General features: G+C 67.3%; 19 protein-coding genes. 13 read left to right on the top strand and 6 right to left on the bottom strand.

Annotated elements, in window-relative coordinates:
- The first annotated feature begins 2 nt into the window (after positions 1-2).
- From LGM89_RS02065 to LGM89_RS02040, 6 genes are all read left to right on the top strand, one after another.
- Entirely contained in the window at positions 3-1,493 is a 1,491-nt protein-coding gene (locus LGM89_RS02065) for an aldehyde dehydrogenase (protein ID WP_089427177.1), read from the top strand.
- Between the two features lie 18 nt (positions 1,494-1,511).
- On the top strand, positions 1,512-2,474 hold the full coding sequence (locus LGM89_RS02060) for a VOC family protein (protein WP_089458496.1): 963 nt from the start codon (positions 1,512-1,514) through the stop codon (positions 2,472-2,474).
- The gene (locus LGM89_RS02055) at positions 2,471-3,715 is read left to right on the top strand and encodes an NAD(P)/FAD-dependent oxidoreductase (RefSeq protein ID WP_226272138.1); all 1,245 of its coding nucleotides are present in this window, start codon (positions 2,471-2,473) and stop codon (positions 3,713-3,715) included. Before LGM89_RS02060 ends, LGM89_RS02055 begins: the two co-directional genes overlap by 4 nt.
- Before the next feature lie 29 nt (positions 3,716-3,744).
- A complete protein-coding gene (locus tag LGM89_RS02050) occupies positions 3,745-5,145 on the top strand; it encodes an MFS transporter (RefSeq protein WP_226272137.1) in 1,401 nt (466 codons plus the stop codon).
- Positions 5,146-5,316: 171 nt separating this feature from the next.
- Complete coding sequence (locus LGM89_RS02045; RefSeq protein WP_226202798.1) at positions 5,317-5,868, top strand: GNAT family N-acetyltransferase; 552 nt, start codon at positions 5,317-5,319, stop codon at positions 5,866-5,868.
- Between the two features lie 66 nt (positions 5,869-5,934).
- On the top strand, positions 5,935-6,348 hold the full coding sequence (locus LGM89_RS02040) for a PPC domain-containing DNA-binding protein (RefSeq protein WP_089496647.1): 414 nt from the start codon (positions 5,935-5,937) through the stop codon (positions 6,346-6,348).
- Positions 6,349-6,516: 168 nt separating this feature from the next.
- On the opposite strand, the gene acnB is transcribed toward LGM89_RS02040, so the two are convergent.
- Complete coding sequence (acnB, locus tag LGM89_RS02035; RefSeq protein WP_089427183.1) at positions 6,517-9,102, bottom strand: bifunctional aconitate hydratase 2/2-methylisocitrate dehydratase; 2,586 nt, start codon at positions 9,100-9,102, stop codon at positions 6,517-6,519.
- Between the two features lie 600 nt (positions 9,103-9,702).
- Here acnB and LGM89_RS02030 point away from each other — a divergent pair.
- Positions 9,703-10,458 (top strand): BPL-N domain-containing protein, encoded by a 756-nt coding sequence (locus LGM89_RS02030; RefSeq protein WP_264172428.1) that lies wholly within the window; start codon positions 9,703-9,705, stop codon positions 10,456-10,458.
- Between the two features lie 9 nt (positions 10,459-10,467).
- Here LGM89_RS02030 and LGM89_RS02025 read toward each other — a convergent pair whose 3' ends face one another.
- The 3 genes from LGM89_RS02025 to LGM89_RS02015 form a co-directional block, all read right to left on the bottom strand.
- A complete protein-coding gene (locus tag LGM89_RS02025; RefSeq protein WP_226202804.1) occupies positions 10,468-10,941 on the bottom strand; it encodes a nuclear transport factor 2 family protein in 474 nt (157 codons plus the stop codon).
- Positions 10,942-11,230: 289 nt separating this feature from the next.
- A complete protein-coding gene (locus tag LGM89_RS02020; RefSeq protein WP_226272135.1) occupies positions 11,231-11,479 on the bottom strand; it encodes an adhesin in 249 nt (82 codons plus the stop codon).
- A gap of 627 nt (positions 11,480-12,106) precedes the next feature.
- Positions 12,107-12,541, bottom strand: a complete 435-nt coding sequence (locus LGM89_RS02015) for a universal stress protein (protein WP_089496651.1) — start codon at positions 12,539-12,541, stop codon at positions 12,107-12,109.
- Between the two features lie 367 nt (positions 12,542-12,908).
- On the opposite strand from LGM89_RS02015, the gene LGM89_RS02010 reads away from it, so the two are divergent.
- From LGM89_RS02010 to LGM89_RS01985, 6 genes are all read left to right on the top strand, one after another.
- Positions 12,909-14,393, top strand: a complete 1,485-nt coding sequence (locus tag LGM89_RS02010; protein WP_226272134.1) for an amidase — start codon at positions 12,909-12,911, stop codon at positions 14,391-14,393.
- 280 nt (positions 14,394-14,673) lie between these two features.
- Positions 14,674-15,360: a hypothetical protein gene (locus LGM89_RS02005; RefSeq protein ID WP_089496653.1), complete on the top strand. Its 687-nt coding sequence runs from the start codon at positions 14,674-14,676 to the stop codon at positions 15,358-15,360.
- A gap of 121 nt (positions 15,361-15,481) precedes the next feature.
- Positions 15,482-16,312 carry an arylamine N-acetyltransferase family protein gene (locus LGM89_RS02000; protein ID WP_226272133.1) on the top strand — a complete coding sequence of 277 codons (831 nt, stop codon included), beginning with the start codon at positions 15,482-15,484 and terminating at the stop codon, positions 16,310-16,312.
- 91 nt (positions 16,313-16,403) lie between these two features.
- Positions 16,404-16,580: a ribbon-helix-helix protein, CopG family gene (locus tag LGM89_RS01995; protein ID WP_176050107.1), complete on the top strand. Its 177-nt coding sequence runs from the start codon at positions 16,404-16,406 to the stop codon at positions 16,578-16,580.
- A 1-nt stretch (position 16,581) separates the two neighbouring features.
- A complete protein-coding gene (locus LGM89_RS01990; protein WP_089496656.1) occupies positions 16,582-16,932 on the top strand; it encodes a VOC family protein in 351 nt (116 codons plus the stop codon).
- Positions 16,933-16,939: 7 nt separating this feature from the next.
- A complete protein-coding gene (locus LGM89_RS01985; RefSeq protein ID WP_226272132.1) occupies positions 16,940-17,800 on the top strand; it encodes a class I SAM-dependent methyltransferase in 861 nt (286 codons plus the stop codon).
- Between the two features lie 139 nt (positions 17,801-17,939).
- Here LGM89_RS01985 and LGM89_RS01980 read toward each other — a convergent pair whose 3' ends face one another.
- Positions 17,940-22,781, bottom strand: coding sequence for an NAD-glutamate dehydrogenase (locus LGM89_RS01980; RefSeq protein ID WP_226272131.1), 4,842 nt, complete (start codon positions 22,779-22,781; stop codon positions 17,940-17,942).
- 192 nt (positions 22,782-22,973) lie between these two features.
- Positions 22,974-23,162, bottom strand: coding sequence for a 4-oxalocrotonate tautomerase (locus LGM89_RS01975; RefSeq protein WP_039344138.1), 189 nt, complete (start codon positions 23,160-23,162; stop codon positions 22,974-22,976).
- Between the last annotated feature and the right edge of the window lie 3 nt (positions 23,163-23,165).

Below are 23,165 nucleotides of genomic sequence, written 5' to 3'. Positions count from 1 at the left end.
ACATGACTCCTTTCGATACGAGCCTCGTACCCGACGGCAACATCCTGATCGGCGGCGAATGGCGGCGCGGCCGTGGCGCGCCTTACGCGAGCATCTATCCGGCCGACCAGTCGCTGAACATGGAAGTGTCGACCGCGAATGCGGACGACGCGGCCGAAGCCGTCGTGGCGGCGGACGCCGCATGGCGCCGCGCCGACTGGGCCGGGCTGAAGCCGCACCAGCGCGCGCAGGTGCTGTACCGCATCGCCGATCTGATCATGCAGCGCCACGAGGCGCTCGCGAACCTGCAGCGCCGCGACAACGGCAAGCCGATCGGCGAGACGCGCGTGCTGGTGGCGAGCGCCGCGAACACGTTCCGCTATTTCGCGGCGTGCCTCGAAACGCTCGACGAGGAGCTGACGCCGTCGCGCGGCGATTACCTGACGATGAGCGTGTACGAACCGATCGGCGTGATCGCGGCGATCACGCCGTGGAATTCGCCGATCGCGTCCGATGCGCAGAAGCTCGCGCCGGCGCTGGCGGGCGGCAACGCGGTGGTGCTGAAGCCGGCGGAAGTCACGCCGCTCGTGTCGCTGGCGCTGGCGCGCATCTGCGAGGAAGCGGGCGTGCCGAAGGGTGTGCTGAGCGTGCTGCCGGGCAAGGGTTCGGTGATCGGCGACGTGCTCGTGCGTCATCCGCTGGTGAAGAAGGTGTCGTTCACCGGCGGTACCGAAGTGGGCCGCGGCATCGCGCGCATCGCGGCCGAGAAGCTGATGCCCGTGTCGCTCGAACTCGGCGGCAAGTCGCCGACCATCGTCTGCGACGACGCCGATCTCGATCATGCGGTCAACGGCGTGCTGTACGGCATCTTCAGCTCGTCGGGCGAGGCGTGCATCGCGGGCTCGCGGCTGTTCGTGCAACGTTCGGTGTACGACGAATTCATGAAGCGCCTGGTCGCGGGCGCACGCAAGCTGCGCGTGGGCGACCCGACGCGCCCCGACACGCAGATGGGGCCGCTGATCACCGCGAAGCATCGCGAATCGGTGGAGCGCTACGTGGCGCTGGGTCTCGAGGAAGGCGGTCGCCTGCTGTGCGGCGGCGAGCGGCCTGCGGGCGATGGGCGCGAGGACGGCTTCTTCTATCAGCCGACGATTCTCGAAGGGCTGCCGAACAGCGCGCGCATCTGCCAGGAAGAAATCTTCGGCCCGGTGCTCGTCGCGATGCCGTTCGACGACGAAGCGTCGCTGATCGCGCAGGCGAACGACAGCGTGTTCGGCCTGGCGGCCGGCATCTGGACGCGCGACTACAAGCGTGCGTGGCGCATCGCACGCGCGCTGGAGACGGGCACCGTCTGGATCAACACGTACAAGTTGTTTTCGATCTCCACGCCGTTCTCGGGCTGGAAGGAGAGCGGGATGGGGCGCGAGAAGGGGCGTCTCGGCATCCGCGAGTACATGCAGCAGAAGAGCCTCTACTGGGGCTTGAACGACGCGCCGCTGCCGTGGGCGAACTGAGCGAAGGGGAATGACGCAATGAGCATTTTGGGAATCGAGCAGATCACGTACGGCGTCGACGACCTCGCGACGTGCCGGCGCTTTTTCGCCGACTGGGGGATGAAGGAAGTCTCGCACGACGACACGCGCGCACGCTTCGAGACGCTGAACGGCTGCACCGTGCTGGCCGTCAAGGCTGACGATCCGTCGCTGCCGCCTGCGTTCGAGGCGGGGCCGACGCTGCGGGAAGTCACGTGGGGCGTCGCGACGCGGCAGGAACTCGACGCGTTGCGCACGAAGCTCGCCGGCCAGCCTGGTTATTACGCGCAGGACGATGCGGTCGGCTGCATCGACCCGAACGGGATGGCGATCCGCATCGAAGTCACGCGCAAGCGCGCACTCGACATCACGGGCTCGCCGTCGAACGTGTGGGGCCAGACGCTGCGCGTCGACCAGCCGAGCCCGATCTATGCGCGCGCGGAGCCGGTCGAGGTCGGGCACGTGGTGTTCTTCACGAACTGCCTCGACGCGCAGGAAAAGTTCTATCACGAGCTGCTAGGCTTCGAGACGTCCGACCGTTACCCGGGCCGCGGCGCGTTCATGCGCTGCGCGCCGCACGGCGGCCATCACGACCTGTTCCTGCTCGCGCTGCCGAACGGCAAACGTGGCCTGAACCACGTCGCATTCACCGTGCGTGACATCCATGAGGTGTTCGGCGGCGGCATGCACATCGACCGCTGCGGCTGGGAAACGCAACTCGGCCCGGGCCGCCACCCGGTGTCGTCCGCGTACTTCTGGTACTTCCAGAACCCGGCCGGCGCGCTGATCGAGTACTACGCGGATGAAGACGTGCTGACGCCCGAGTGGCAGCCGCGCGAGTTCGAGCCGGGCCCGACCGTGTTCGCCGAATGGGCGGTCGATGGCGGCCTCGACGGCAACACGCGCCGGCAGAAGAACGCGAAGGCGCCGGAAGGCAAGTTCATGACGGAGCGCAAATCTTGAGCGAAGAGAACACACCGGAGCAGGCCGCGCCCGGCACGGTCGTCGTGATCGGCGGCGGCCAGGCCGCGGGCTGGGTGCTGAAGACGCTGCGCGCGGAAGGCTTTGCGGGCCGCCTCGTGATGATCGCGGATGAACCGCATCTGCCGTACGAGCGTCCGCCGCTGTCGAAGGCCGTGCTGGCCGGCGACGCCGACATCGAAACCGTGCGCGTCGTGCGTCCGGACGAATTCGACGCGCTGAACGTGGAAGCATGGCAGCCGGAGCGCGCCGCATCGATCGACCGCGCACGCCGCGTCGTGACAACCGAAAGCGGCCGCGAGATCGAGTACGACCGCCTCGTGATCGCGACCGGCGGCACGTCGCGCCGCTTGCCGGACGCACTCGTGAGGACCCCGAACCTGCATTACCTGCGTACGCTCGACGAAGCGGCCGCGCTCGGCGAGAAGCTGCGTGCGAGCCGGCGCGTGCTCGTGATCGGCGGCGGCTGGATCGGCCTCGAAGTCGCGGCGACCGCGCGCAAGCTCGGCGTCGAAGCCGTGGTCGTCGAAGGCGCGCCGCGGCTGTGCGGCCGCTCGGTGCCGCAGATCGTGTCGGATTTCCTGCTCGACCTGCATCGCGCGAACGGTGTCGACGTCCGCCTCGGCGCGGCGCTCGCGTCGCTCGACGCGCAGCCGGACGACGCGTCGAAGGTGCGCGCGACGCTCGCCGACGGCACGACGATCGACGCCGATTTCGCGGTGGCCGGCATCGGCCTCGCGCTGAACGCGTCGCTCGCGAGCGACGCGGGGCTGGCGCTCGACGACGGCATCGTCGTCGACGAATTCGGCGCGACCAGCGACCCGGCGATCTTCGCGTGCGGCGACGTCGCGAACCATCATAACGGCTGGCTGAAGCGGCGCGTGCGGCTCGAGTCGTGGGCCAACGCGCAGAACCAGGCGATCGCGGCGGCGAAGGCCGTGCTCGGCGTGCGCGCCCCGTACGCGGAGATTCCGTGGTTCTGGTCCGATCAGTACGACGTGAACCTGCAGATCCTCGGTGATCTGCCGGCCGATGCGCAGCTCGTCGTGCGCGGCGAGCTTGCCGCGCGACGCGCGACGCTGTTTTTCGTAGGCGAAGGACATGTGAGAGGTGTCATCGCCGTCAACAACGCACGTGAGCTGAAGCTCGCGCGCAAGTGGATGAACCAGGGCCGGGCAGTGGATACGGAAGCCCTGGCAGACACGAGCAAGACACTGGCCTGACCGGGCGACGAGACACAGGAGACCCCCGCATGAGCACTTTCGACAATGTCGTGGCCGGTCGCGCCACGATGGAAGCTGCCGCCTCCACGCCCGGCGCGATCATCGCGCGGCTCGAGCGGCTTCCCGCCAACGCGATGCAGATCCGCGCGCGCGTGCTGATCGGCACCGCGACGTTCTTCGACGGCTTCGACGTGATCACGATCGCGGCGACGCTGCCGCTGCTGATTCACAAATGGGGGCTGTCGCCGACGCAGATCGGCATGCTGATCGCGTCCGGCGCGATCGGCCAGCTGATCGGCGCCTTCCTGTTTCCCGCGCTGGCGGAGAAGCACGGCCGCGTGAAGGCGATCGCGTGGAGCTCGGCCGTGATCGGCATCACGAGCATCGCGTGCGGTTTCGCGCCGACCTTCGAGATCTTCGTGCTGCTGCGGATTTTGCAGGGCCTGGGTCTCGGCGGCGAGTTGCCGGTTGCGGCGACGTACATCAACGAGATCACGCGCGCCCATGGCCGCGGCCGCTTCGTGCTGCTGTACGAGATCGTGTTCCCGATCGGCCTGCTCGTGTCGATGGCGCTCGGTGCGTGGCTCGTGCCGCGCTTCGGCTGGGAAATCATGTACTTCGTCGGCGGGCTGCCGCTGATCCTGTCGTTGGTGCTCACGCGTCTCGTACCGGAATCGCCGCGCTGGCTCGCGTCGCGCGGGCGGCTTCCGGAAGCCGGGCGGGCGGTCGGCGTGTTCGAAGCGTCGGTGCGCGGCGAGCTGCCGCCGGTCACGCAGGCAGCGGCGTTCGACGAGATGGTGCGCCAGCATCCGAAGCGCAAGATGAGCGACCTGTTCAGCGCCGCGTATCGCAAGCGCACGCTCGCGGTGGCGACGTTGTGGGCGACCTGCGGGTTCATCCAGTACGGGCTGTCGACGTGGCTGCCGACGATCTACAAGAACTTCTATCACGCGCCGTTGCAGCTCGCGCTGAACCTCGCGGTGATCGGCTCGATGATGGGCGTGCTCGGGTCGCTGGCGTCGGCGCTGCTCGTCGACAAGCTCGGCCGCAAGCCGGTGATCGTGTGGTCGTTCGTGCTGTGCGCGCTGTCGCTGGCGTTCGCGGGTTTCTATCACGCGTCGTCGGTGTATGTCGTGTCGATCTTCTGCTCGCTGTCGCTCGGGTTGATGGCGTCGGGGTTCATTACCGCGTACGTCTATACGCCGGAGCAGTATCCGACGAGCATCCGCGCGTCGGGCTGCGGGCTCGGCAGCGCATGGCTGAAGATCGCGTCGTTCGTCGCACCGATGGTGGTGCCGCACGCGATCATCGGCGGCAACCTCGCGCCGGCGTTCTACCTGATCGGCATCGTGCCGCTGATCGCGGCGGTGACCGTGCACTTCGTCGGGATCGAGACGAAGGGGAAGGTGCTCGAAGCGCTTGAAGCGTAAGCGCGGCCGGTGGCAACGGCTGCAGTGACGAGGCCCGGGCGACGCCCGGGCCTTTTTGTTGGGCGGCGATCGGGGTTGCTGCTGTGCGGCGGGGCGCGCGAACGCGTGAGATGGCCGACTTGCGGCTTGCATGTTCTAATTCACGATCTCGTTTTCAGAACGATTGTCGCCATGCCTCTGTTCGAACCCGTCACGCTGGACACCTCCCGCCTCGTCCTGCGACCGCTACGCAAAGCCGATGCGCCCACCTTCTTCGAGATCTGGTCGGATGCCGAAGCGATGCGCTATTTCTCGTTCTCGCCGATGACGCACATCGAACAGGCGATCGAACGCGTCGCGCGCAACGTGCAGACGTCCGCGAGCGGGGAGAGCCTGACCTGCGTGCTCGAACTGCGGGAAACCGGCGAAGCGCTCGGCGAATGCGTGCTGTTTCATGCGAACGAGCCATGCCGGCGCGCCGAGATCGGCTTCAGCCTGCGGCGCAAGTACTGGCGCGGCGGTTACATGCGCGAGGCGGCATCGGCCATGATCGATCATGCGTTCGGCACGCTGCGGCTGAACCGGCTCGAAGCCGATATCGATCCGCGCAACGCCGCGTCCGCGGGGCTGCTCGAACGGCTGGGCTTCGTGCGGGAAGGGCTGCTGCGCGAACGCTGGATCGTCGGCGACGAAGTGTCGGACAGCGCGCTGTATGGGTTGCTGGCGAGCGATCGGCGCGGGTGACTTGCCGGATTCACGGCGCGAACGTACCCTTGGCCGACACCATCCACCATCGGCAGGTGCTCGACCATGCAAGCTCATCCTCTGCGTCTTTCCCCCGGCGACGATTTGCGCGGCGCGATCGAGCAAGCGTTGCGCGGCCACGCATCGCACGCGGCCTTCGTGATCCAGGGCATCGGCAGCCTGAGCGTCGCGCAGCTGCGCTTTGCCGGGGCCGACGTGCCGACCGAGTTGCGCGGTGACCTCGAAATCCTGACGCTGGCCGGCTCGGTGTCGCCGGATGGCGCGCATCTGCATATGTCGATCTCGGATGCGGCCGGCCGCGTGACGGGCGGCCATGTCGCGAGCGGCTGCGTGGTGCGCACGACCGCCGAGATTCTGCTGGCCGTGTTGCCCGCGCATCGCTTCGCGCGCGAACCCGACCCGCACACCGGCTTCAACGAACTGGTGATCCGCCGCGAGCCGGGCGGCGAGGGCGCGTGAGCGTCGCGACGCAGCGGTAGAAACGCCGGTCATCGCGGCTTTCCCGCTATCTCCGGAGAGGCTTGTTTCGAAACCGCATAAAAAAATGGCGCCGCCGGCATTCAGCCTGCGACGCCATTACGTAGTGTGCTGCGCCGTCAACCACCCGCCGCAGCGCGCTCCGCGTGCTTACATCTGCACGGTGTCGGCCACTTCCTTGAAGTCTTCGATCTGGTCGAAGTTCATGTACTTGTAGATCTGGTCGCCGTTCGCGTTCAGCACGCCCATGTCGGCCATGTACTCTTCCTTGGTCGGGATCTTGCCCAGACGCGAGCAGATCGCCGCCAGTTCCGCCGAGCCGAGATACACGTTCGTGTTCTTGCCGAGACGGTTCGGGAAGTTGCGGGTCGACGTCGACATGACCGTCGCGCCTTCGCGCACCTGAGCCTGGTTACCCATGCACAGCGAGCAGCCCGGCATTTCGGTACGCGCGCCGGCCGTGCCGAACACGCCGTAGTGGCCTTCTTCGGTCAGCTGCTTCTGGTCCATTTTGGTCGGCGGCGCGACCCACAGCTTGACCGGGATGTCGCGCTTGCCTTCGAGCAGCTTCGACGCGGCACGGAAGTGACCGATGTTGGTCATGCACGAGCCGATGAACACTTCGTCGATCTTCGCACCTGCGACGTCCGACAGCGTCTTCACGTCGTCCGGGTCGTTCGGGCATGCGACGATCGGCTCGTGGATGTCGGCGAGGTCGATCTCGATGACGGCCGCGTACTCGGCGTCGGCGTCCGGCGACAGCAGTTGCGGGTCGGCCAGCCACTGCTCCATCGCCTGGATACGGCGCTGCAGGCTGCGCGGATCCTGGTAGCCCTGCGCGATCATCCACTTCAGCAGCGTGATGTTGCTGTTCAGGTACTCGATGATCGGTTCCTTGTTCAGGTGCACCGAGCACCCGGCAGCCGAACGCTCGGCCGACGCATCCGACAGCTCGAACGCTTGCTCGACCTTCAGGTCGGGCAGGCCTTCGATTTCGAGGATGCGGCCCGAGAAGATGTTCTTCTTGCCTTGCTTGGCGACCGTCAGCATGCCTTGCTTGATCGCGTACAGCGGAATCGCGTTGACGAGGTCACGCAGCGTGACGCCCGGCTGCATCTTGCCCTTGAAGCGGACCAGCACCGATTCCGGCATGTCCAGCGGCATCGTGCCGGTGGCGGCCGCGAACGCGACCAGGCCCGAACCTGCCGGGAAGCTGATGCCGATCGGGAAGCGCGTGTGCGAATCGCCGCCGGTGCCGACGGTGTCGGGCAGCAGCATGCGGTTCAGCCACGAGTGGATCACGCCGTCGCCCGGGCGCAGCGCGATACCGCCGCGCGTGCTGATGAAGTTCGGCAGCGTCTGGTGCGTCTTCACGTCGACCGGCTTCGGATAAGCGGCGGTGTGGCAGAACGATTGCATCACGAGGTCGGCCGAGAAGCCGAGGCATGCGAGATCCTTCAGTTCGTCGCGGGTCATCGGGCCCGTGGTGTCCTGCGAGCCGACCGAGGTCATCTTCGGTTCGCAGTACGTGCCCGGGCGCACGCCCTGGCCTTCCGGCAAACCGCACGCGCGGCCGACCATCTTCTGCGCGAGCGAGAAGCCCTTGCCGCTGTCGGCCGGCTGGTGCGGCAGGCGGAACAGCGTCGACGGCGCGAGGCCGAGCGCTTCACGTGCCTTCGCGGTCAGGCCGCGGCCGATGATCAGCGGAATGCGGCCGCCGGCGCGCACTTCGTCGAACAGCACGTCGGACTTGACCTGGAATTCGGCGATGACCTTGCCGTCCTTCAGCGCCTTGCCTTCGTACGGGCGCAGTTCGACCACGTCGCCCATTTCCATCTGCGACACGTCAAGCTCGATCGGCAGCGCGCCGGCGTCTTCCATCGTGTTGTAGAAGATCGGGGCGATCTTGCCGCCGAGGCACACGCCGCCGAAGCGCTTGTTCGGGACGAACGGGATGTCTTCGCCGGTGAACCACAGCACCGAGTTGGTGGCCGACTTGCGCGAGGAGCCGGTGCCGACCACGTCGCCCACGTAGGCGACCAGGTGACCCTTTTCCTTCAGCGATTCGATGAACTTGACCGGGCCGCGCTTGCCGTCTTCTTCCGGCGTGATGCCCGGGCGTGCGTTCTTCAGCATCGCCAGTGCGTGCATCGGGATGTCCGGGCGGGTGGTGGCGTCCGGGGCCGGCGACAGATCGTCGGTGTTGGTTTCGCCCGTCACCTTGAACACGGTGATGGTCAGGCTTTGCGGCACTTCCGGACGGCTCGTGAACCATTCGGCGTCGGCCCAGCTCTGCAGCACGGCCTTCGCGTGCGCGTTGCCCTTGTCGGCGAGTTCCTTGACGTCATGGAACTGGTCGAACATCAGCAGGGTTTTCTTCAGTGCATCAGCGGCCACGGCGGCGACGGCTTCATCGGACAGCAGCTCGATCAGCGGCTGGATGTTGTAGCCGCCCAGCATCGTGCCGAGCAGTTCGGTCGCGCGTTCGCGCGAGATCAGCGGGCAGGCGGTCTCGCCCTTGGCCACGGCGGCCAGGAAGCCGGCCTTCACGCGGGCGGCTTCGTCGACGCCGGCAGGCACGCGATGGGTGATCAGGTCGAGCAGCGTCTGCTCTTCGCCGGCGGGCGGGTTCGTCAGCAGTTCCACCAGTTCGGCGGTCTGCTGAGCCGTCAGCGGCAGGGGAGGAATACCGAGCGCGGCGCGGGCGGCCACGTGAGCACGAAAGTTTTCAAGCATGGGGAGACCTGCTGATATTGCGTTTGAGGGGAAGGCCTTGCCGGCACTCCGGGGCTGTTCCAGACACTGCTTTGAGCGGGATTCTAATCTCAATGCTCTTTAACGTCAAATGTCTTATGTCTTATATAAGAGTTGATGACCGGGCACGGGGAAGCCCGGTGGCACGGGGGCGTCGGTGTGTCGGGGTATGTTTTGGAGGTTCACCCGGGTGCGGATGCCGGCAGGGTGTTTTGGGTGGTCCCGACAGTGGAGGGGAGGCGCTGCGGGGTGCCTGACTGCGATCCGGGCGCGTTCGTTTGCGTCGGGTGCCTCCGTTGTCGGTTTTGGCTGACGTCATGCGAACCGACACGAACCGTTCGAGGCCACGGCCGGGGAGGGGCGCCACCGGTAACGACGCGTCGGGAGTCCGGCTACCGGCTACCGGCGGCACAGATATCTGCACAAGCAAGCAAGAAACGTTACACACGGGCCGCTTTCGCGCGCCTACGCTCTATTTCACGCGGCTTTCAAGCAGGTTTCAAAAGATGGGGCCCACATCGGTACGTGCCGGTTGCACCGTCCTGAACGGCCGCGAGCCCTCAAAGCCCGTCGATCAAGTACATGCGATCCAGAGAATCGATTTTCGTGGTGGTGTCGCTCATTGCGTCGTCGGTCGCTCACGCGGCCGTGGCCGATGGTGAAGCGCGCGACTCCGCCAGCCGTCCCGTCGCACTGGTCTATCGCGGCCCGGCCGCATGCGATGGCTGCCCCGAGACGATCGCGCAGCGCCTGCGTGAATCCAGCCACAGGTTCAGGGTGATCTACGTCGGGCCGGCGGAAAAACTCAAGATCACGCCCGCCGTCCTGGCCGGCGCCGCGCTCTATGTTCAGCCGGGCGGCGGACAGGACATCCCCGGCGCGGCGGCCAGCATCGGCAAGCGTTCGATCAACGCCGTGCGGCATTACGTGTCGAACGGCGGCCGCTATCTGGGCATCTGCATGGGCGCCTACCTGGCGGGCGACCCGGGTTTCGGGCTGGTTGCCGGCGAGTTGGACTCCGAGGTCGGCCGGCCGGGCTCGACGCTTCACGGTATCGAGGACACCGTGACACCGGTGGTCTGGCGCGGGAGAAAGCGCTGGATCTACTTCCAGGACGGCGCGATGCTCCCGGCCGCCCGGGGCGCGGTCGTGCTGGCGACCTATCCGAACCGCGATATCGCGGCGGCGACCTATCGCTACGGCAAGGGGCGCGTCGGGCTCGTCGGCCCGCATCCCGAAGCCGACGAAAGCTGGTATCGCGAGAACGGTCTCAAGAATCCGGACGGCGTTCGGCCGGACATGGCCGACGACCTGATCAACGCGACGATGAAGCGATGACGGTGTGCGCTATTTCCGCTTGGCGCGATAAGCATCGAGGTTCTTGCGCGCCTGCGCGCGGATCGCGCGTTGCACGAAAGGCGTCCAGCCGAGCAGGGCGCCTTTCAGCCCGAGCGCCTGACGTGCCCAGCGCCACAGGTCGAAGCTGTCGCGATGCTCGACGATGCGTCCGTCGCGAAACCGGAACCGCGCGTCGATCCGGTTGACCACCATCCGGCCGGTCGCCGTGAAGCGGTATTGGGCGATCCACTCGGCGCGCCCGGCCTGCTGATCCGCGGCGACGTCGCCGAACGTCAATGAAAAATCCTGCGCACGCGCCACCAGCATGCGCCACATGTCGCGTGCGAGGTCGCCGCGCAGTTCGCCGAATGCGGGATCGCTGAAGACGACGTCATCGGCATAGCAGGCGAGCATCGCGTCGATGTCGCGCTGCTGGAACGCCGTGTAGAAGCGCTGGATCAATTCGGTGTGCGGATGGCTCATCTTTGGGTGTGTTGTCGTTGGCGATGAAGCGGGGTCTCGACGCGGCGGCCGGGAATGCGGCCGGTTGAACGTCTGGCGAGTGCCATACGGCAAGGACGCTCCGATCGACTCGATGTCGACGCATCTTCCCCGCCGCGAGGCAGGTTACGCCCAGGCGTTCGGTATGACCACCGTCCCAGCCGTGACATGCGTCGCGACATCGATCGAAAAGCGGGAATGGATGCGGGCGTGTGTGGCTCTGCCTCGGCTGTCGTGACCCGAACGCGGCCTGCGCGTCACCGGACGCCCATCAGCGGTTCGCCAGCGCGACATCCTGGTTGCCGCGCCCCGTCACCAGGCAGCCCGACATGAACGCCTCGCTCTGGCTGCTGGCAGCGGCCTCGCCGAAACCGCGGCCGAGCGCATCGACCTTCACTTGCGCGGCGCCTTGTCCGCACGCGAGCGGGCTGGTGTCGCGGCCCTGCGCGTGCAGGATCGCGCGATCGCCAATGAGATACGCCAGCAGCGCGAAAACAGCGATATGTACGGCTCGTCTCATGGTTCGTCTCCTCGTGGCTCAAGCGTAACGCGGACCCGTTCGACGAAGCACTTGGGGGTTCCCCCGGTAAACGTCTGCTGAAATAACGGCGCGGTGGGTGATCCTGTCCCGTTTTCGTGGTTTGCGGGAGGAGGGAAGGCGCGGTTTCAATGCGCGTGGCAGGCGCAACCAGACGCGCGGCGACACATGCGTGCAACGGTTTTTTGCGCGACAGGCGCGCGATTCACGGGAGTTTGACGAATGTCAGGTTACGGACGGAAGGGGGCGGTCGCGCAGCCGTTCAAAGCGATAGCATGAATGCATGATTTGACGGAAAGCGATCGCGGAGGAATGCGTCGGTTCCGGCAAGCAGGTGCGTGTCGAACATCGCTATCGAATTAGTGAGGAATCCAAATGCTTAACGTCTCTTCCGTCCTGATCAGCCTCGCCCCGATGTGGGCCATCCTGCTCGTTGCGTCTTCGGCCGCTGCCTATTTCGTGTTCTGGCGCAAGGTCATCGACTAAGCGCTGCATGAACGCCGATGCAACACGGGTGAGCGGTAACGCGCACACGTGTCGCACCGCGCGTCGCAAACCCGCAGCCCGTCGACGAACGGGCCGTTGCCGCATCGTCGCGCTTCATCCCCGTCATTGCACGGCCGTGACCGGCACATTCGAAATCCGCACCAGCCGGCTCATCACGCTGCGACGGAACACCGACAGCAGCGCATGCAACGGGCCGTGCCGCGGTGCGACGACCACGATCTCGTCGCACCCCGTCTCCGCGGCCACGGACGCGATCGTATCGGCCACCGGGCCCACCTTCATCACGACGCTGTACTTGACGCCGGCTTCCTGCAGGATCCGTTCGGCCATGGCCAGATCGTCGGACGCGAACTTCTCCTCGATCGAGCGCAGCCGCGACAGCGGATGGTAGGCCTCGAGCCGCGTCGATTCGAGCGGCGCCTGAACGTTGATCAGCACGATTTCCGACGCGCACCGTTCGCGGTACAGGAAGGTCGCGTGGCGAACCGCCTGAAGCGAGCGGGGAGAGTGGCCGACCGGAACCAGCAGCTTGAGCATGAATGTTGTCCAGGAAACGTGATGATTCCAGCGTAGCGCGCCGCCGGGCCGGACGATCTAAAGAGAACGGGCGACCGCGTAAAAATGTCGTTAACGCGCGCCGCCTCGTGCCGCGCCTAATAGAAATATAAGAAATTTAAGTTTATGCGCATAAACGATTTCATCGGCCGGGGCGGCGCGCGCGAAGCGTGGCCCGCCACCCCGATTCAGTCGGAACCGCAATGAATCACGGCGGAAAATATCGGAGGTCGCCGATCGGGCGTCGCGTAGAGTAGTGCATCGGCCGCGGCGCGGCCGCTCCCGGCCGGTTCGGGCGCGACCGCCGCCATGCGGCCCGCCATTCCATTCCGATTCCAGGAGACTTCGCATGCCGCACGGCGCCCCGCAGCTTCTCGCTCCCGCTTCCATCCCCGTCGATCCGATCGTGCGCCTGTCGGCGGGCGAGCTCGCGTCGGCGATCCGCGGCAAGGCCGTGTCGTGCGTCGAGACGATGCGTGCGTATCTCGATCACGTCGAGCGCGTGAACGGCGCGGTCAATGCGATCGTCGCGCTGCGCGATCGCGACGCACTGCTCGCCGAAGCCGCGGAAAAGGATGCCGCGCTGGCGCGCGGCGAGTACCACGGCTGGATGCACGGGATGCCGCAGGCGCCGAAGGATCTGGCGATGACGAAGGGGCTGCGGACGACCTACGGCTCGCCGATCTTCCGCGAGAACGTGCCGCAGGCCGATTCCGTGGGCGTGGCGCGGATGCGCGCGGCCGGCGCGATCTTCATCGGCAAGACCAACACGCCCGAATTCGGGCTCGGCTCGCACACGTTCAACGAGGTCTACGGCGCGACGCGCAACCCGTACGACCTGACCAAGAGTGCGGGCGGCAGCAGCGGCGGCACGGCGGCGGCGCTCGCGTCGCGGATGCTGCCGGTGGCGGACGGCAGCGATTTCGGCGGCTCGCTGCGCAATCCGGCCGCGTTCTGCAATATCTACGGCTTCCGTCCGTCGCAGGGCCGCGTGCCGCGTTGGCCGGGCGTCGACGTGTTCGTGCAGCAGCTCGGCATCGAAGGGCCGATGGGCCGTACGGTCGGCGACGTCGCGCAACTGCTCGCGATCCAGGCGGGCTACGACCGCAACGATCCGCTGTCGCTCGCGGACGATCCGGCCGTGTTCGCGCAGCCGCTCGACGCCGACCTGCGCGGCAAGCGCATCGCGTGGGTCGGCGACTGGAACGGCTATCTCGCGACCGACGCGGGCGTGCTCGCGCTGTGCGAGCAGGGGCTGGCGACGCTGCGCGAGATCGGCTGCGACGTCGATGCCGCGTTGCCGGCGTTCGCGCCCGACCGGATCTGGCGCCTGTGGCTCGCACACCGGCACCTGCTGTCCGGCGGCGGGCTGCTTGCGCACTATCGCGACCCGGCGCGGCGCGCGCTGCTGAAGCCCGAGGCGATCTACGAGGTCGAGGGGTTGCTCGCGATGCAGGGCGCGGCCGTGTTCGACGCGAGCGTCGAGCGCACCGCGTGGCATCAGGCCGTGCTGAGCTTCTTCGACCGCTACGACTTCATCGCGGCGCCCACCGCGCAGGTGTTCCCGTTCGACGTCGACCAGCGCTGGCCGAAGGAGATCGCGGGCCGTGCGATGGATACCTACCACCGCTGGATGGAAACGGTCGTGCCGTGGACGCTGGCCGGCTGCCCGGTGATCAGCGTGCCGGTCGGCTTCAACGATGCCGGGCTGCCGATGGGAATGCAACTGATCGGGCGTCCGCGCGCCGATCTCGCCGTGTTGCAGCTTGCGCGCGGCTACGAGCAGGCGGCTGACTGGGTCGGCGGGCGGTTGCCGGCGTGGATGGCGGCGTAGCGCGACACTGGCCGAAAGCCGAAAGCGGGTGGCCGACCACCGGCCGCCCCACTTTGCCAACCTCTGCCGCCATCGCCATTCATGCGGCTCGCGAACGAATTCCAGCCCCCGCGCGAAATCGCACGCAATCGTGGATGAATTCCCTCGAGCACGTACGTGACGCGCGCAATTGCAAGCGGCCGCGCGGCGTGATTTCGTTTCGATGTGTTTCAGTCGTTGCGGCCGCGCGCGGCGCGCTTCGACAATATCGGGCTCAACCATTCGGGCACGAGGACAACACATGAAGCAGATTCGCGCGACGGGCCGGCACCTGGCCTCGGCAGGCATTGCGTTCGGCATTCTCGCAAGCGGCACCGCGCACGCGCAGCTCGACCTGCAGTCGATCGGCGCGTCGCTGCTCGGCGGCGGGCAGCAGCAGGCGGCGCCCACGCAGGGCGGCGTCGCGCAATTGCTGCAGGCCTATGTCGGTGCGAACCAGCAGGTGCTGACCGGCCAGTCGTCGCTCGCATCGGCGATGGGGCTGACCGGTGCTGCCGGGCAGGCGCAGCAGGCCGCGAGCCAGCTCGCCGGCGGCAATGCGCTGACGCCGGCCGCGCTGTCGCAGATGGGCGGCGCGCAGCAATCGGTATCGCAGGCGCTCGGCCAGGCCTTCGCGAGCGGCGGTGCGACGCACGGCCCGATCGACAAGCAGGCATTCAGCAACGGCCTCGCGTCGCTCGGGCAGGGGCTCACGCAGTATTCGCAACTGCAGTCGGGGCTCGGCAATCTCGGTTCGACGAGCGCGGCGTCGCTGTTGCAGTCGGGCCTGAATCCGCAGAACATGCAGGCTGCGTCGTATATCGCGCAAAGCGCGCCGGGCCAGTTGCAGTCGCTCGCGACGACGCTCAGCCAGGCCGTGCAGTTCGCGACGAGCCAGGGCATTTCGGTGCCGTCGGTCGCATCGTCCGCGCTGAAGCTGCTGCCGTAACGTTGCGCGGGGCCGTGCGCGATGCGGTGCCGGCATCGCGCGCGACACGAAGATGACCCCGCCCAACATGGGGATTGCGCACGATGCTATCGTGGCGTGTCCCTTTTTTCGGTGCAGGTTCATGACAGACTCGTTTGACCTCTCGCGCTATTTCTCCCGCATCGGCTACGACGGCCCGGTCGAGCCGACGCTCGACGTGCTGCGCCGGCTGCATCTGCTGCACCCGCAGGCGATTCCGTTCGAAAACCTCAATCCGCTGACCGGCGCCCCCGTCGCGCTCGACCTGCCGTCGATCGTCGACAAGGTGCTCGCGCATCGCCGTGGCGGCTACTGCTTCGAACTCAACAAGCTGTTCTACACCGCGCTCACGGCGATCGGCTTTCGCGTGACGCCGATGATCGCCCGCGTGCGCTGGATGCTGCCGCCGGAAGTCGCCACCGCGCATACGCACATGCTGCTGCGCATCGATCTCGACGGCGCGGCCTGGTTCGCCGACATCGGCTTCGGCAGCGCGACGCTCACCGCGCCGCTGCGTTTCGTGCCGGACGAGCGGCAGCTGACGCCGCACGGCGCGTTCCGCGTCGTCGCCGCGCCGGTCGACGGTGAATTCGACATGCAGATCGAGACGCCCGACGGCTGGCAGACCACCTATCGCTTCCAGCCGAAGCGGGTCGAGTGGATCGATTACGACGCCGCGAACTGGTTCACGTCGACGTACCCCGAATCGATCTTCCTGCATAACCTGATCGCCTGCCGCGTGCTGCCCGACGGCCGTGCCGCGCTGCGCAACACCACGCTGACGATCCGCGACGCGGCCGGCGTCGGGCGCACCGTCACGTTCGACGATGCGGCCGCTTGGGGCGCGTGCCTGCGCGACACGATCGGCATCGACACGACGGGATTCGATCTCGACGCGCTGTTTGTGCGACTGGCGGCGCGCGCCGCCGCGTAACCCGGATTCACGACCGATCGCCAACGGCGGCCCGCACCCACGGGTCGCGCCTGCGATTGACTTTTGCTAGATTGCTAGCATACTAGCAACCATGACCGATGAAGAAGTGAAGCAGTTCAACGTGTACCTGCCGCTCGGCCTGATCCGGCAGGTCAAGCATCGCGCCATCGAAACGGAGCAATCGCTGTCCGCGCTGGTGGCCGACGCATTGCGCGCGTACCTGGCCGCGCCGCCGCCGGGTGCGGAGCCGTCCACCAAGGAGGAGTGACATGTCATCCGAGCGAATCGAAGCCGTGTACCTGACGACGCACAACTGGGGCAAGTCGGCGAAGTTCTTCCAGGCGCTGGGCTTCAAGCTGGAGTTCGAAACCGATCACCAATCTGGGCAGCTGCGCAGCGGCGACGGCCCCTTTCTGTTCATCGCCGAAGTGCCGCCGGGCGAGACGCCGGCCATGCAGGTCGTGCTCAAGGTGGCGGATGAGCAGGCGGTGCAGCCGCAGCCGATCGTCGACGTCGTCACGCCGTTCGAAGATACCCACTGGGGCACGCGCGACATGACCGTGCGCGATCCGGACGGCCGCGTATGGCGCCTGCAGGCGCCGGGCAAGCAGGGCGCGTGAGGCGATCATGACCGAACCCCGAGAAAGCGCCCCCGACAGCACGGCCGCGCGCGTTGCGCTGTGGCGCGCACTGCACGTCGAACTCGACGCGCCGCCGCACGTGCTCGCCGATGAAGTCGGGCTGCAATTGCTCGCGCCGGAACCCGGCTGGCAGCAGCGCGGCGACATGGATCCGCAATTCACGCGCCCGTTCCGCGCGTCGATCGTCGCGCGGGCGCGCTTCATCGAGGATCTCGTCGTCGAACAGGCCGCGCGCGGCGTGAGCCAGTACGTGATCCTCGGCGCGGGCCTCGACAGCTTCGTGCAGCGTCGGCCGGAGATGGCGTCGCGCGTGACCGTGTTCGAAGTCGACCCGCCCGCGCCGCAGGCCTGGAAGCAGCGCCGCCTGGTCGAGCTCGGTTTCGGCGTGCCCGACTGGCTGCGTTTCGTGCCGGTCGATTTCGAGGCGAAGCAGTCGTGGCGTGCTGCGCTGGTCGGCGCGGGCTTCGATGCCGGCAAGCCGGCGGTCGTGGTGTCCACCGGCGTCAGCATGTACCTGACGCACGAAGCGAATGCGGCCGCGTTGCGCGAAGTCGCGTCGCTCGCGCCGGGCTCGACGCTCGCGATGACGTTCCTGTTGCCGCTGGAGCAGGCGGATCCGGATGTGCGCCCCGGGCTGGAAATGGCCGCGAAGGGCGCGCGCGCCAGCGGCACGCCGTTCATCAGCTTCTTCATGCCGGCGCAGATCCAGGCGCTCGCGCGTGAGGCCGGTTTCGCGGAGACCGCGCACGTATCGGCCGCCGAACTGACGCGCCGTTACTTCGCCGATCGCACCGACGGCCTGCGGCCGCCGAACAACGCGGAAGAGCTGCTGGTCGCGACGGTCTGAGCTGTTGCGATCATAGCGACCACAGCAACCACAGCAACCACAGCAACCACAGCAACCACAGCAACCACAGCAACCACAGCAACCACAGCAACCACAGCAACCACAGCAACCACAGCAACCACAGCAACCACAGCAACCATCACGCCCGTTCGAGCACGGCCATTTCCCGCACGACCACGAGCAGCACCGCGAGGCTCGCACCGCCCGATGCGCGCAGATCCGCGAGCAGGTGCTCGTAACGCGCGAGCGCGGCTTCGCGGCGCGCGCGCCATGCGCCGACGATCGTCTCCGGCGTGGTCGAATCCGGCGATTCCGCGAGTGCGCTCGTCGCCAGCGTGCGCTTGAGACGCGCGACTTCCGCGAGCGCGGCCGCACGCGCCAGCATGTCCCAGTGCGTCGGCGTCGGCAGTGTTGCCGCGCGTTCGCCGATCCAGCTGTAATTGAGCAGCGTGCCGAGCGAGAAATAGACGCCCGCGACGAGTTCGAGGCTGCGGTTGCTGGTCGCGGCCACTTCGGCGATGTCGAGCAGCGCGGCCGAGATGTCGCCGCTCGCGACGCGCACCGCAAGTGCGCTGTCGACACCGGCTTCGACCAGCACGCGCTGCCGCTCGGACAATGCCTCGAGATCGTCGGCCGGCAGCAGCGACGGCAGTTGCGGCGCGAGCCGCTCCGCCGCGTCGCGGCAGCGCGCGATCAGCTCGGTGACGCCACCATCGGCCACCGCGCCGGATTGCAGGTGCCGCAGGAACCACAGCGCCGCGCGCTCCAGCAACCTTGCGACGTCGACGAACATGCGCGCCTGCACGTCGTCGGCGACGCGGTTGTCGAGCGCGTCGATGTCACGCCACACCGCATCGAGATCGAACACGTCGCGCGCCATGATGCACGCCCGCACGATGTCGCCGGGCTTCGCGTCGGTCTCCTCCATCAGCCGGTGCACGAACGCGCAGCCGACGCGGTTCACGAGCGCGTTGGTCAGGTGCGTCGCGAGGATCTCGCGGCGCAGCGGATGGCGGCGCATCGGCTCGCTGAAGCGCTGCTGCAGCGGCTTCGGGAAGTAGTCGACGAGCATCGCGGCCACCAGCGGATCCTCGGGCACGTCGGATTCGAGCAGCGCGTCGTACAGCCACATCTTGCTGTACGCGAGCAGCACAGCGCGTTCCGGTGACGTGAGGCCGAGCTTCGCGGCCTGCCGTTCGGCGACTTCGTCATCGGTCGGCAGGAATTCGATCACGCGGTTCAGGCGGCCCGCGCGTTCGAGCCAGCGCATCAGGCGCGCTTCGGCGTCGAGCAGCTCGACCGCGTAGCGGCCGGCGATCGACAGCGCCTGCGTCTGGTAGTAGTTGTCGCGTAGCACGAGCAGCCCGACTTCGTCGGTCATCTCCGCGAGCAGCGCGTTGCGCTGCTTCTCGGTCATCTCGCCGTCGGACACGACGAGCCCGAGCAGGATCTTGATGTTGACTTCGTGATCCGAACAATCGACGCCCGCCGAGTTGTCGATCGCATCGGTGTTGATGCGGCCGCCGCGCTGCGCGAACTCGATCCGGCCGAACTGCGTGCAGCCGAGGTTGCCGCCTTCGCCGACCACCTTGCAGCGCAGGTCCGCGCCGTTCACGCGCACCGCGTCGTTCGCGCGGTCGCCGACCTGCAGGTGGGTTTCGCGCGCGGCTTTCACGTAGGTGCCGATCCCGCCGTTGTACAGCAGGTCGACCGGCGCCTGCAGGATCGCGCGGATCAGCTCGGCCGGCGGCAGCGCATGCGCATCGATGCCGAGCGCGGCCTGCACGGCCGGCGACAGCGGGATCGTCTTCGCGGTGCGCGGGTAGACGCCGCCGCCCGACGAGATCGATGCCGGATCGTAGTCGGCCCAGCTCGAGCGTTCGAGTGCGAACATGCGCGCGCGCTCGGCGAAGCTCGTCGCGGGATCGGGGTTCGGATCGAGGAACACGTGCCGGTGATCGAACGCGGCGACCAGCCGGATATGCGGCGACAGCAGCATCCCGTTGCCGAACACGTCGCCCGACATGTCGCCGACGCCGACCACCGTGAAGTCGGTCGTCTGCGTATCGATGCCCATCTCGCGGAAGTGCCGCTTCACCGACTCCCACGCGCCGCGCGCGGTGATCGCCATCTTCTTGTGGTCGTAGCCGACCGAGCCGCCGGACGCGAATGCGTCGTCGAGCCAGAAGCCGTACTCGTGCGAGATCGCGTTCGCGTAGTCGGAGAAGGTGGCCGTGCCCTTGTCGGCGGCGACGACCAGGTACGGGTCATCCGGATCGTGACGCACGACGTCGGGCGGCGGCACGATCGCGTTGCCGACGAGGTTGTCGGTCAGGTCGAGCAGGCCGCGCAGGAAGGTCTGGTAGCACGCGATGCCTTCGCGCATCCACGCTTCGCGATCGCTCGGCGGCGGCGGGTTCTTCACGACGAAGCCGCCTTTCGAGCCGACCGGCACGATCACGACGTTCTTCACCATCTGCGCCTTCATCAGCCCGAGCACTTCGGTGCGGAAATCCTCGCGGCGATCCGACCAGCGCAGGCCGCCGCGCGCGACGCGCCCGCCGCGCAGGTGCACGCCCTCGACACGCGGCGAATACACCCAGATCTCGAACATCGGCTTCGGTTCGGGCAGGCCCGGCACCTTCGCCGGATTGAACTTGAACGACAGGTACGGCTTCGGTTCGCCGTTCGCATCGGCGAGGAAGTAGTTCGTGCGCTCGGTCGCGTTGATCACGCCGAGGAACTGGCGCAGGATGCGGTCCTCGTCGAGGTTCGGCACCTGGTCGAGCGCGCCTTCGATCGCCTTCAGTAGCCGCTCGGCCTGCACGTCGCGCGTGTCGCCGGTGGCCGGGTCGAAACGCAGCAGGAACAGCTCGACGAGCTGCCGCGCGATCGCCGGGTTGCCGGTCAGCGCGCGCTCGATATACGCGTCGCTGAAGGTCGAGCCGACTTGACGCAGGTACTTCGCATACGCGCGCAGGATCGTCACTTCGCGTGCGCTCAGGTGGGCGCGCAGCACGAGGCGGTTGAAGTCGTCGTTCTCGATCCGGCCGCTCCAGATCTGGTCGAACGCATCCTCGAACAGACCCTTCACGCGCTCGATGTCGAACTCGGTATCGTCGGCGAGCTCGAGGCCGAAGTCGTGTACCCACGCATGCGCGGCGTCCTGCGTCTGGATCCGGTACGGCCGTTCCTCGTCGACGCGCACGCCGAGATGCTCGAGCATCGGCAGGCTGCGCGACAGCGCGATCGGGTCGCCCGCGCGATAGACCTTGAAGCGGAACGCACGCGCGTCGGCCTCGATCGGCCGGTACAGGTTCATCGCGAGCTGCCCCGAATCCTTCACGCGCTCGATCAGCTCGATGTCGCGCACGGCCGTGCGCGCCGGATAGTCGTCGCGATAGCCGGCCGGGAACGAATCGGCATAGCGCTGCAGCAGGCGGTTGCCTTGCTCTTCGCCGAAGGCGTCGAGCAGCGCGTCGGCGAGATCGTCCTGCCAGCGGCGCGTGACCTGCACGAGCCGCGTTTCGAGCTCGCGCGTGTCGACGTCGGGCATCGTGCCCGGTTCCGCGTGGACGACGAAATGAATGCGCGCGATCGCCGATTCCGACAGCAGCGGCGTGAATTCGACGTTCACGCCGTTGTACGCATCGACGAGCAGCTTCGCGATGCGCCGGCGCAGGTCGGTGTTGTACTTGTCGCGCGGCACGAACACGAGGCACGACACGAAGCGGTCGAAGCGGTCGCGCCGCACGAACAGGCGCGTGCGCTGATGTTCCTGCAGCCGCAGGATGCCGAGCGCGATGTCGTAGAGCTGGTCTTCGTCGGCCTGGAACAGCTCGTCGCGCGGATAGGTTTCGAGCACCGTCACGAGCGACTTGCCGAGGTGCCCCTTCGGCAGGAAGCCCGCGCGCCGCACGATGTTCGCGCACTTGCGGCGCACGATCGGGATCTCGGCGCTCGACACCATGTACGCGGTCGACGTGTAGAGCCCGATGAAGCGGCGCTCGCCCGCGACCTTGCCGTCGGGGCCGACGAGCTTCACGCCGACGTAGTCGAGATAGCCGGGCCGGTGCACGGTTGCGCGCGAATTCGCCTTGGTCAGGAAGATCGGCCAGGCGCCGGTGATGATGTCGGCGGCGGCCTGCGGCAGCGGCGTGACGTCGGGCGCGCCCGACGTGCGCAGCGATTCGCGCAGGATGCCGAAGCCGGTGCCTTCGATGCCGCGCAGCCCGAAGCCCGTGCCGTCCGATACCAGCGCGTAGTCGCGCTGGCCGAGGAACGTGAAGTGATCGGCGGCCATCCATTCGAGGAAGGCGCGTGCCTCGATGTCTTCCGCGGTCGATTCGCGCGCCTTCATTTCCTTGATCGTCGCGCGTGCGATCTCGACGATCTTCGGCCAGTCTTCCACCGACGCGCGCACGTCGCCGAGTACGTGCGCGATGTCGTTGCGCAACGTGTTGAGCAGCGCGGCATCGCCGCAGCGGTCGACTTCGAAATGGATGAACGACGCGAGCTGCGACTGGCCGTCGCCGGGCGTCGCGCCGCCCGCGTCGACGCGCTCGATGCCGCCATCGCGGCCGCGCCAGATGCGGAATACCGGGTGCAGCGCCGAATGCAGCGCGAGCCCGAGGCGGTTGACGGCCATCGACACCGAATCGACGAGGAACGGCATGTCGTCGTTGACGATCTCGATGACCGTGTGATCGGAATGCCAGCCGTGCTGTTCGAGGATCGGGTTGTACACGCGCAGCCGTTCGCTGCCGGGCACGAATTTCTGGGCGGTCTGCCAGTGCGCCATCGCGGCGCCGTAGAGATCGGCGATGCTGCGGCTTTGCAGATCGTCGGCATCGACGAAATCGTAGTAGTGACGCAGGAAGGGTTCGACGATCCGGAACGTGGCTTCGGGCAGGCGCCCGCGCGCGAACTCGACGACGTCCGAGAGCAGGTGTGCGACGACTTCCTCGTTCTTCGCTTCCATGGCGGTCTCCTCGTCGGGTGGCCATCGGCTGCTGCGTCTGTCCGGCATTATGCGCCGATTGCGTGACAAAGCGATGTGCGGGCGCACAACGAGGGGCGGCTGGAGGAGGCCGCGTGCAGCGCCTTTGGCGGGCGCTGCAGCGTGTGAGTCAGGGCAGGGCGGGCAGCGCCGCAGGGCCGCCGCCTGTGACGCTCAGCGCTCGTCGCTCCACAGCTTGCCGGCGGTCGCCCAGTTCTCCTTCTTCACGTCGGTGAGAATGATGTCGACCGAGCCCGGTTCGCAGCCGAGTGTCTCGCACGTGACGCGCGTGATGGCTTCGACGAATGCGCGCTTCTGGTCGACGGTGCGGCCTTCGAAGAGCTGGATATTGAAAGTCGGCATGAC

The organism is Burkholderia sp. AU31624, assembly GCF_020420065.1.
Lineage (GTDB): Bacteria > Pseudomonadota > Gammaproteobacteria > Burkholderiales > Burkholderiaceae > Burkholderia.
Note: the sequence above shows the minus strand (reverse complement) of the source record. Positions and strands in the feature narration are given on the sequence as shown.

What these genes read in the sequence shown, in the direction of transcription:
- LGM89_RS01980 (WP_226272131.1), bottom strand. Translation starts at nt 22,781, where the DNA reads ATGGAAGCGAAGAACGAGGAAGTCGTCGCACACCTGCTCTCGGACGTC.
- LGM89_RS01985 (WP_226272132.1), top strand. Translation starts at nt 16,940, where the DNA reads ATGACCGAACCCCGAGAAAGCGCCCCCGACAGCACGGCCGCGCGCGTT.
- LGM89_RS02040 (WP_089496647.1), top strand. Translation starts at nt 5,935, where the DNA reads ATGCAAGCTCATCCTCTGCGTCTTTCCCCCGGCGACGATTTGCGCGGC.
- LGM89_RS01990 (WP_089496656.1), top strand. Translation starts at nt 16,582, where the DNA reads ATGTCATCCGAGCGAATCGAAGCCGTGTACCTGACGACGCACAACTGG.
- LGM89_RS01995 (WP_176050107.1), top strand. Translation starts at nt 16,404, where the DNA reads ATGACCGATGAAGAAGTGAAGCAGTTCAACGTGTACCTGCCGCTCGGC.
- LGM89_RS02050 (WP_226272137.1), top strand. Translation starts at nt 3,745, where the DNA reads ATGAGCACTTTCGACAATGTCGTGGCCGGTCGCGCCACGATGGAAGCT.
- LGM89_RS02010 (WP_226272134.1), top strand. Translation starts at nt 12,909, where the DNA reads ATGCCGCACGGCGCCCCGCAGCTTCTCGCTCCCGCTTCCATCCCCGTC.
- LGM89_RS02030 (WP_264172428.1), top strand. Translation starts at nt 9,703, where the DNA reads ATGCGATCCAGAGAATCGATTTTCGTGGTGGTGTCGCTCATTGCGTCG.
- LGM89_RS02015 (WP_089496651.1), bottom strand. Translation starts at nt 12,541, where the DNA reads ATGCTCAAGCTGCTGGTTCCGGTCGGCCACTCTCCCCGCTCGCTTCAG.
- LGM89_RS02020 (WP_226272135.1), bottom strand. Translation starts at nt 11,479, where the DNA reads ATGAGACGAGCCGTACATATCGCTGTTTTCGCGCTGCTGGCGTATCTC.
- LGM89_RS02045 (WP_226202798.1), top strand. Translation starts at nt 5,317, where the DNA reads ATGCCTCTGTTCGAACCCGTCACGCTGGACACCTCCCGCCTCGTCCTG.
- LGM89_RS01975 (WP_039344138.1), bottom strand. Translation starts at nt 23,162, where the DNA reads ATGCCGACTTTCAATATCCAGCTCTTCGAAGGCCGCACCGTCGACCAG.
- LGM89_RS02025 (WP_226202804.1), bottom strand. Translation starts at nt 10,941, where the DNA reads ATGAGCCATCCGCACACCGAATTGATCCAGCGCTTCTACACGGCGTTC.
- LGM89_RS02060 (WP_089458496.1), top strand. Translation starts at nt 1,512, where the DNA reads ATGAGCATTTTGGGAATCGAGCAGATCACGTACGGCGTCGACGACCTC.
- LGM89_RS02065 (WP_089427177.1), top strand. Translation starts at nt 3, where the DNA reads ATGACTCCTTTCGATACGAGCCTCGTACCCGACGGCAACATCCTGATC.
- LGM89_RS02005 (WP_089496653.1), top strand. Translation starts at nt 14,674, where the DNA reads ATGAAGCAGATTCGCGCGACGGGCCGGCACCTGGCCTCGGCAGGCATT.
- acnB (WP_089427183.1), bottom strand. Translation starts at nt 9,102, where the DNA reads ATGCTTGAAAACTTTCGTGCTCACGTGGCCGCCCGCGCCGCGCTCGGT.
- LGM89_RS02000 (WP_226272133.1), top strand. Translation starts at nt 15,482, where the DNA reads ATGACAGACTCGTTTGACCTCTCGCGCTATTTCTCCCGCATCGGCTAC.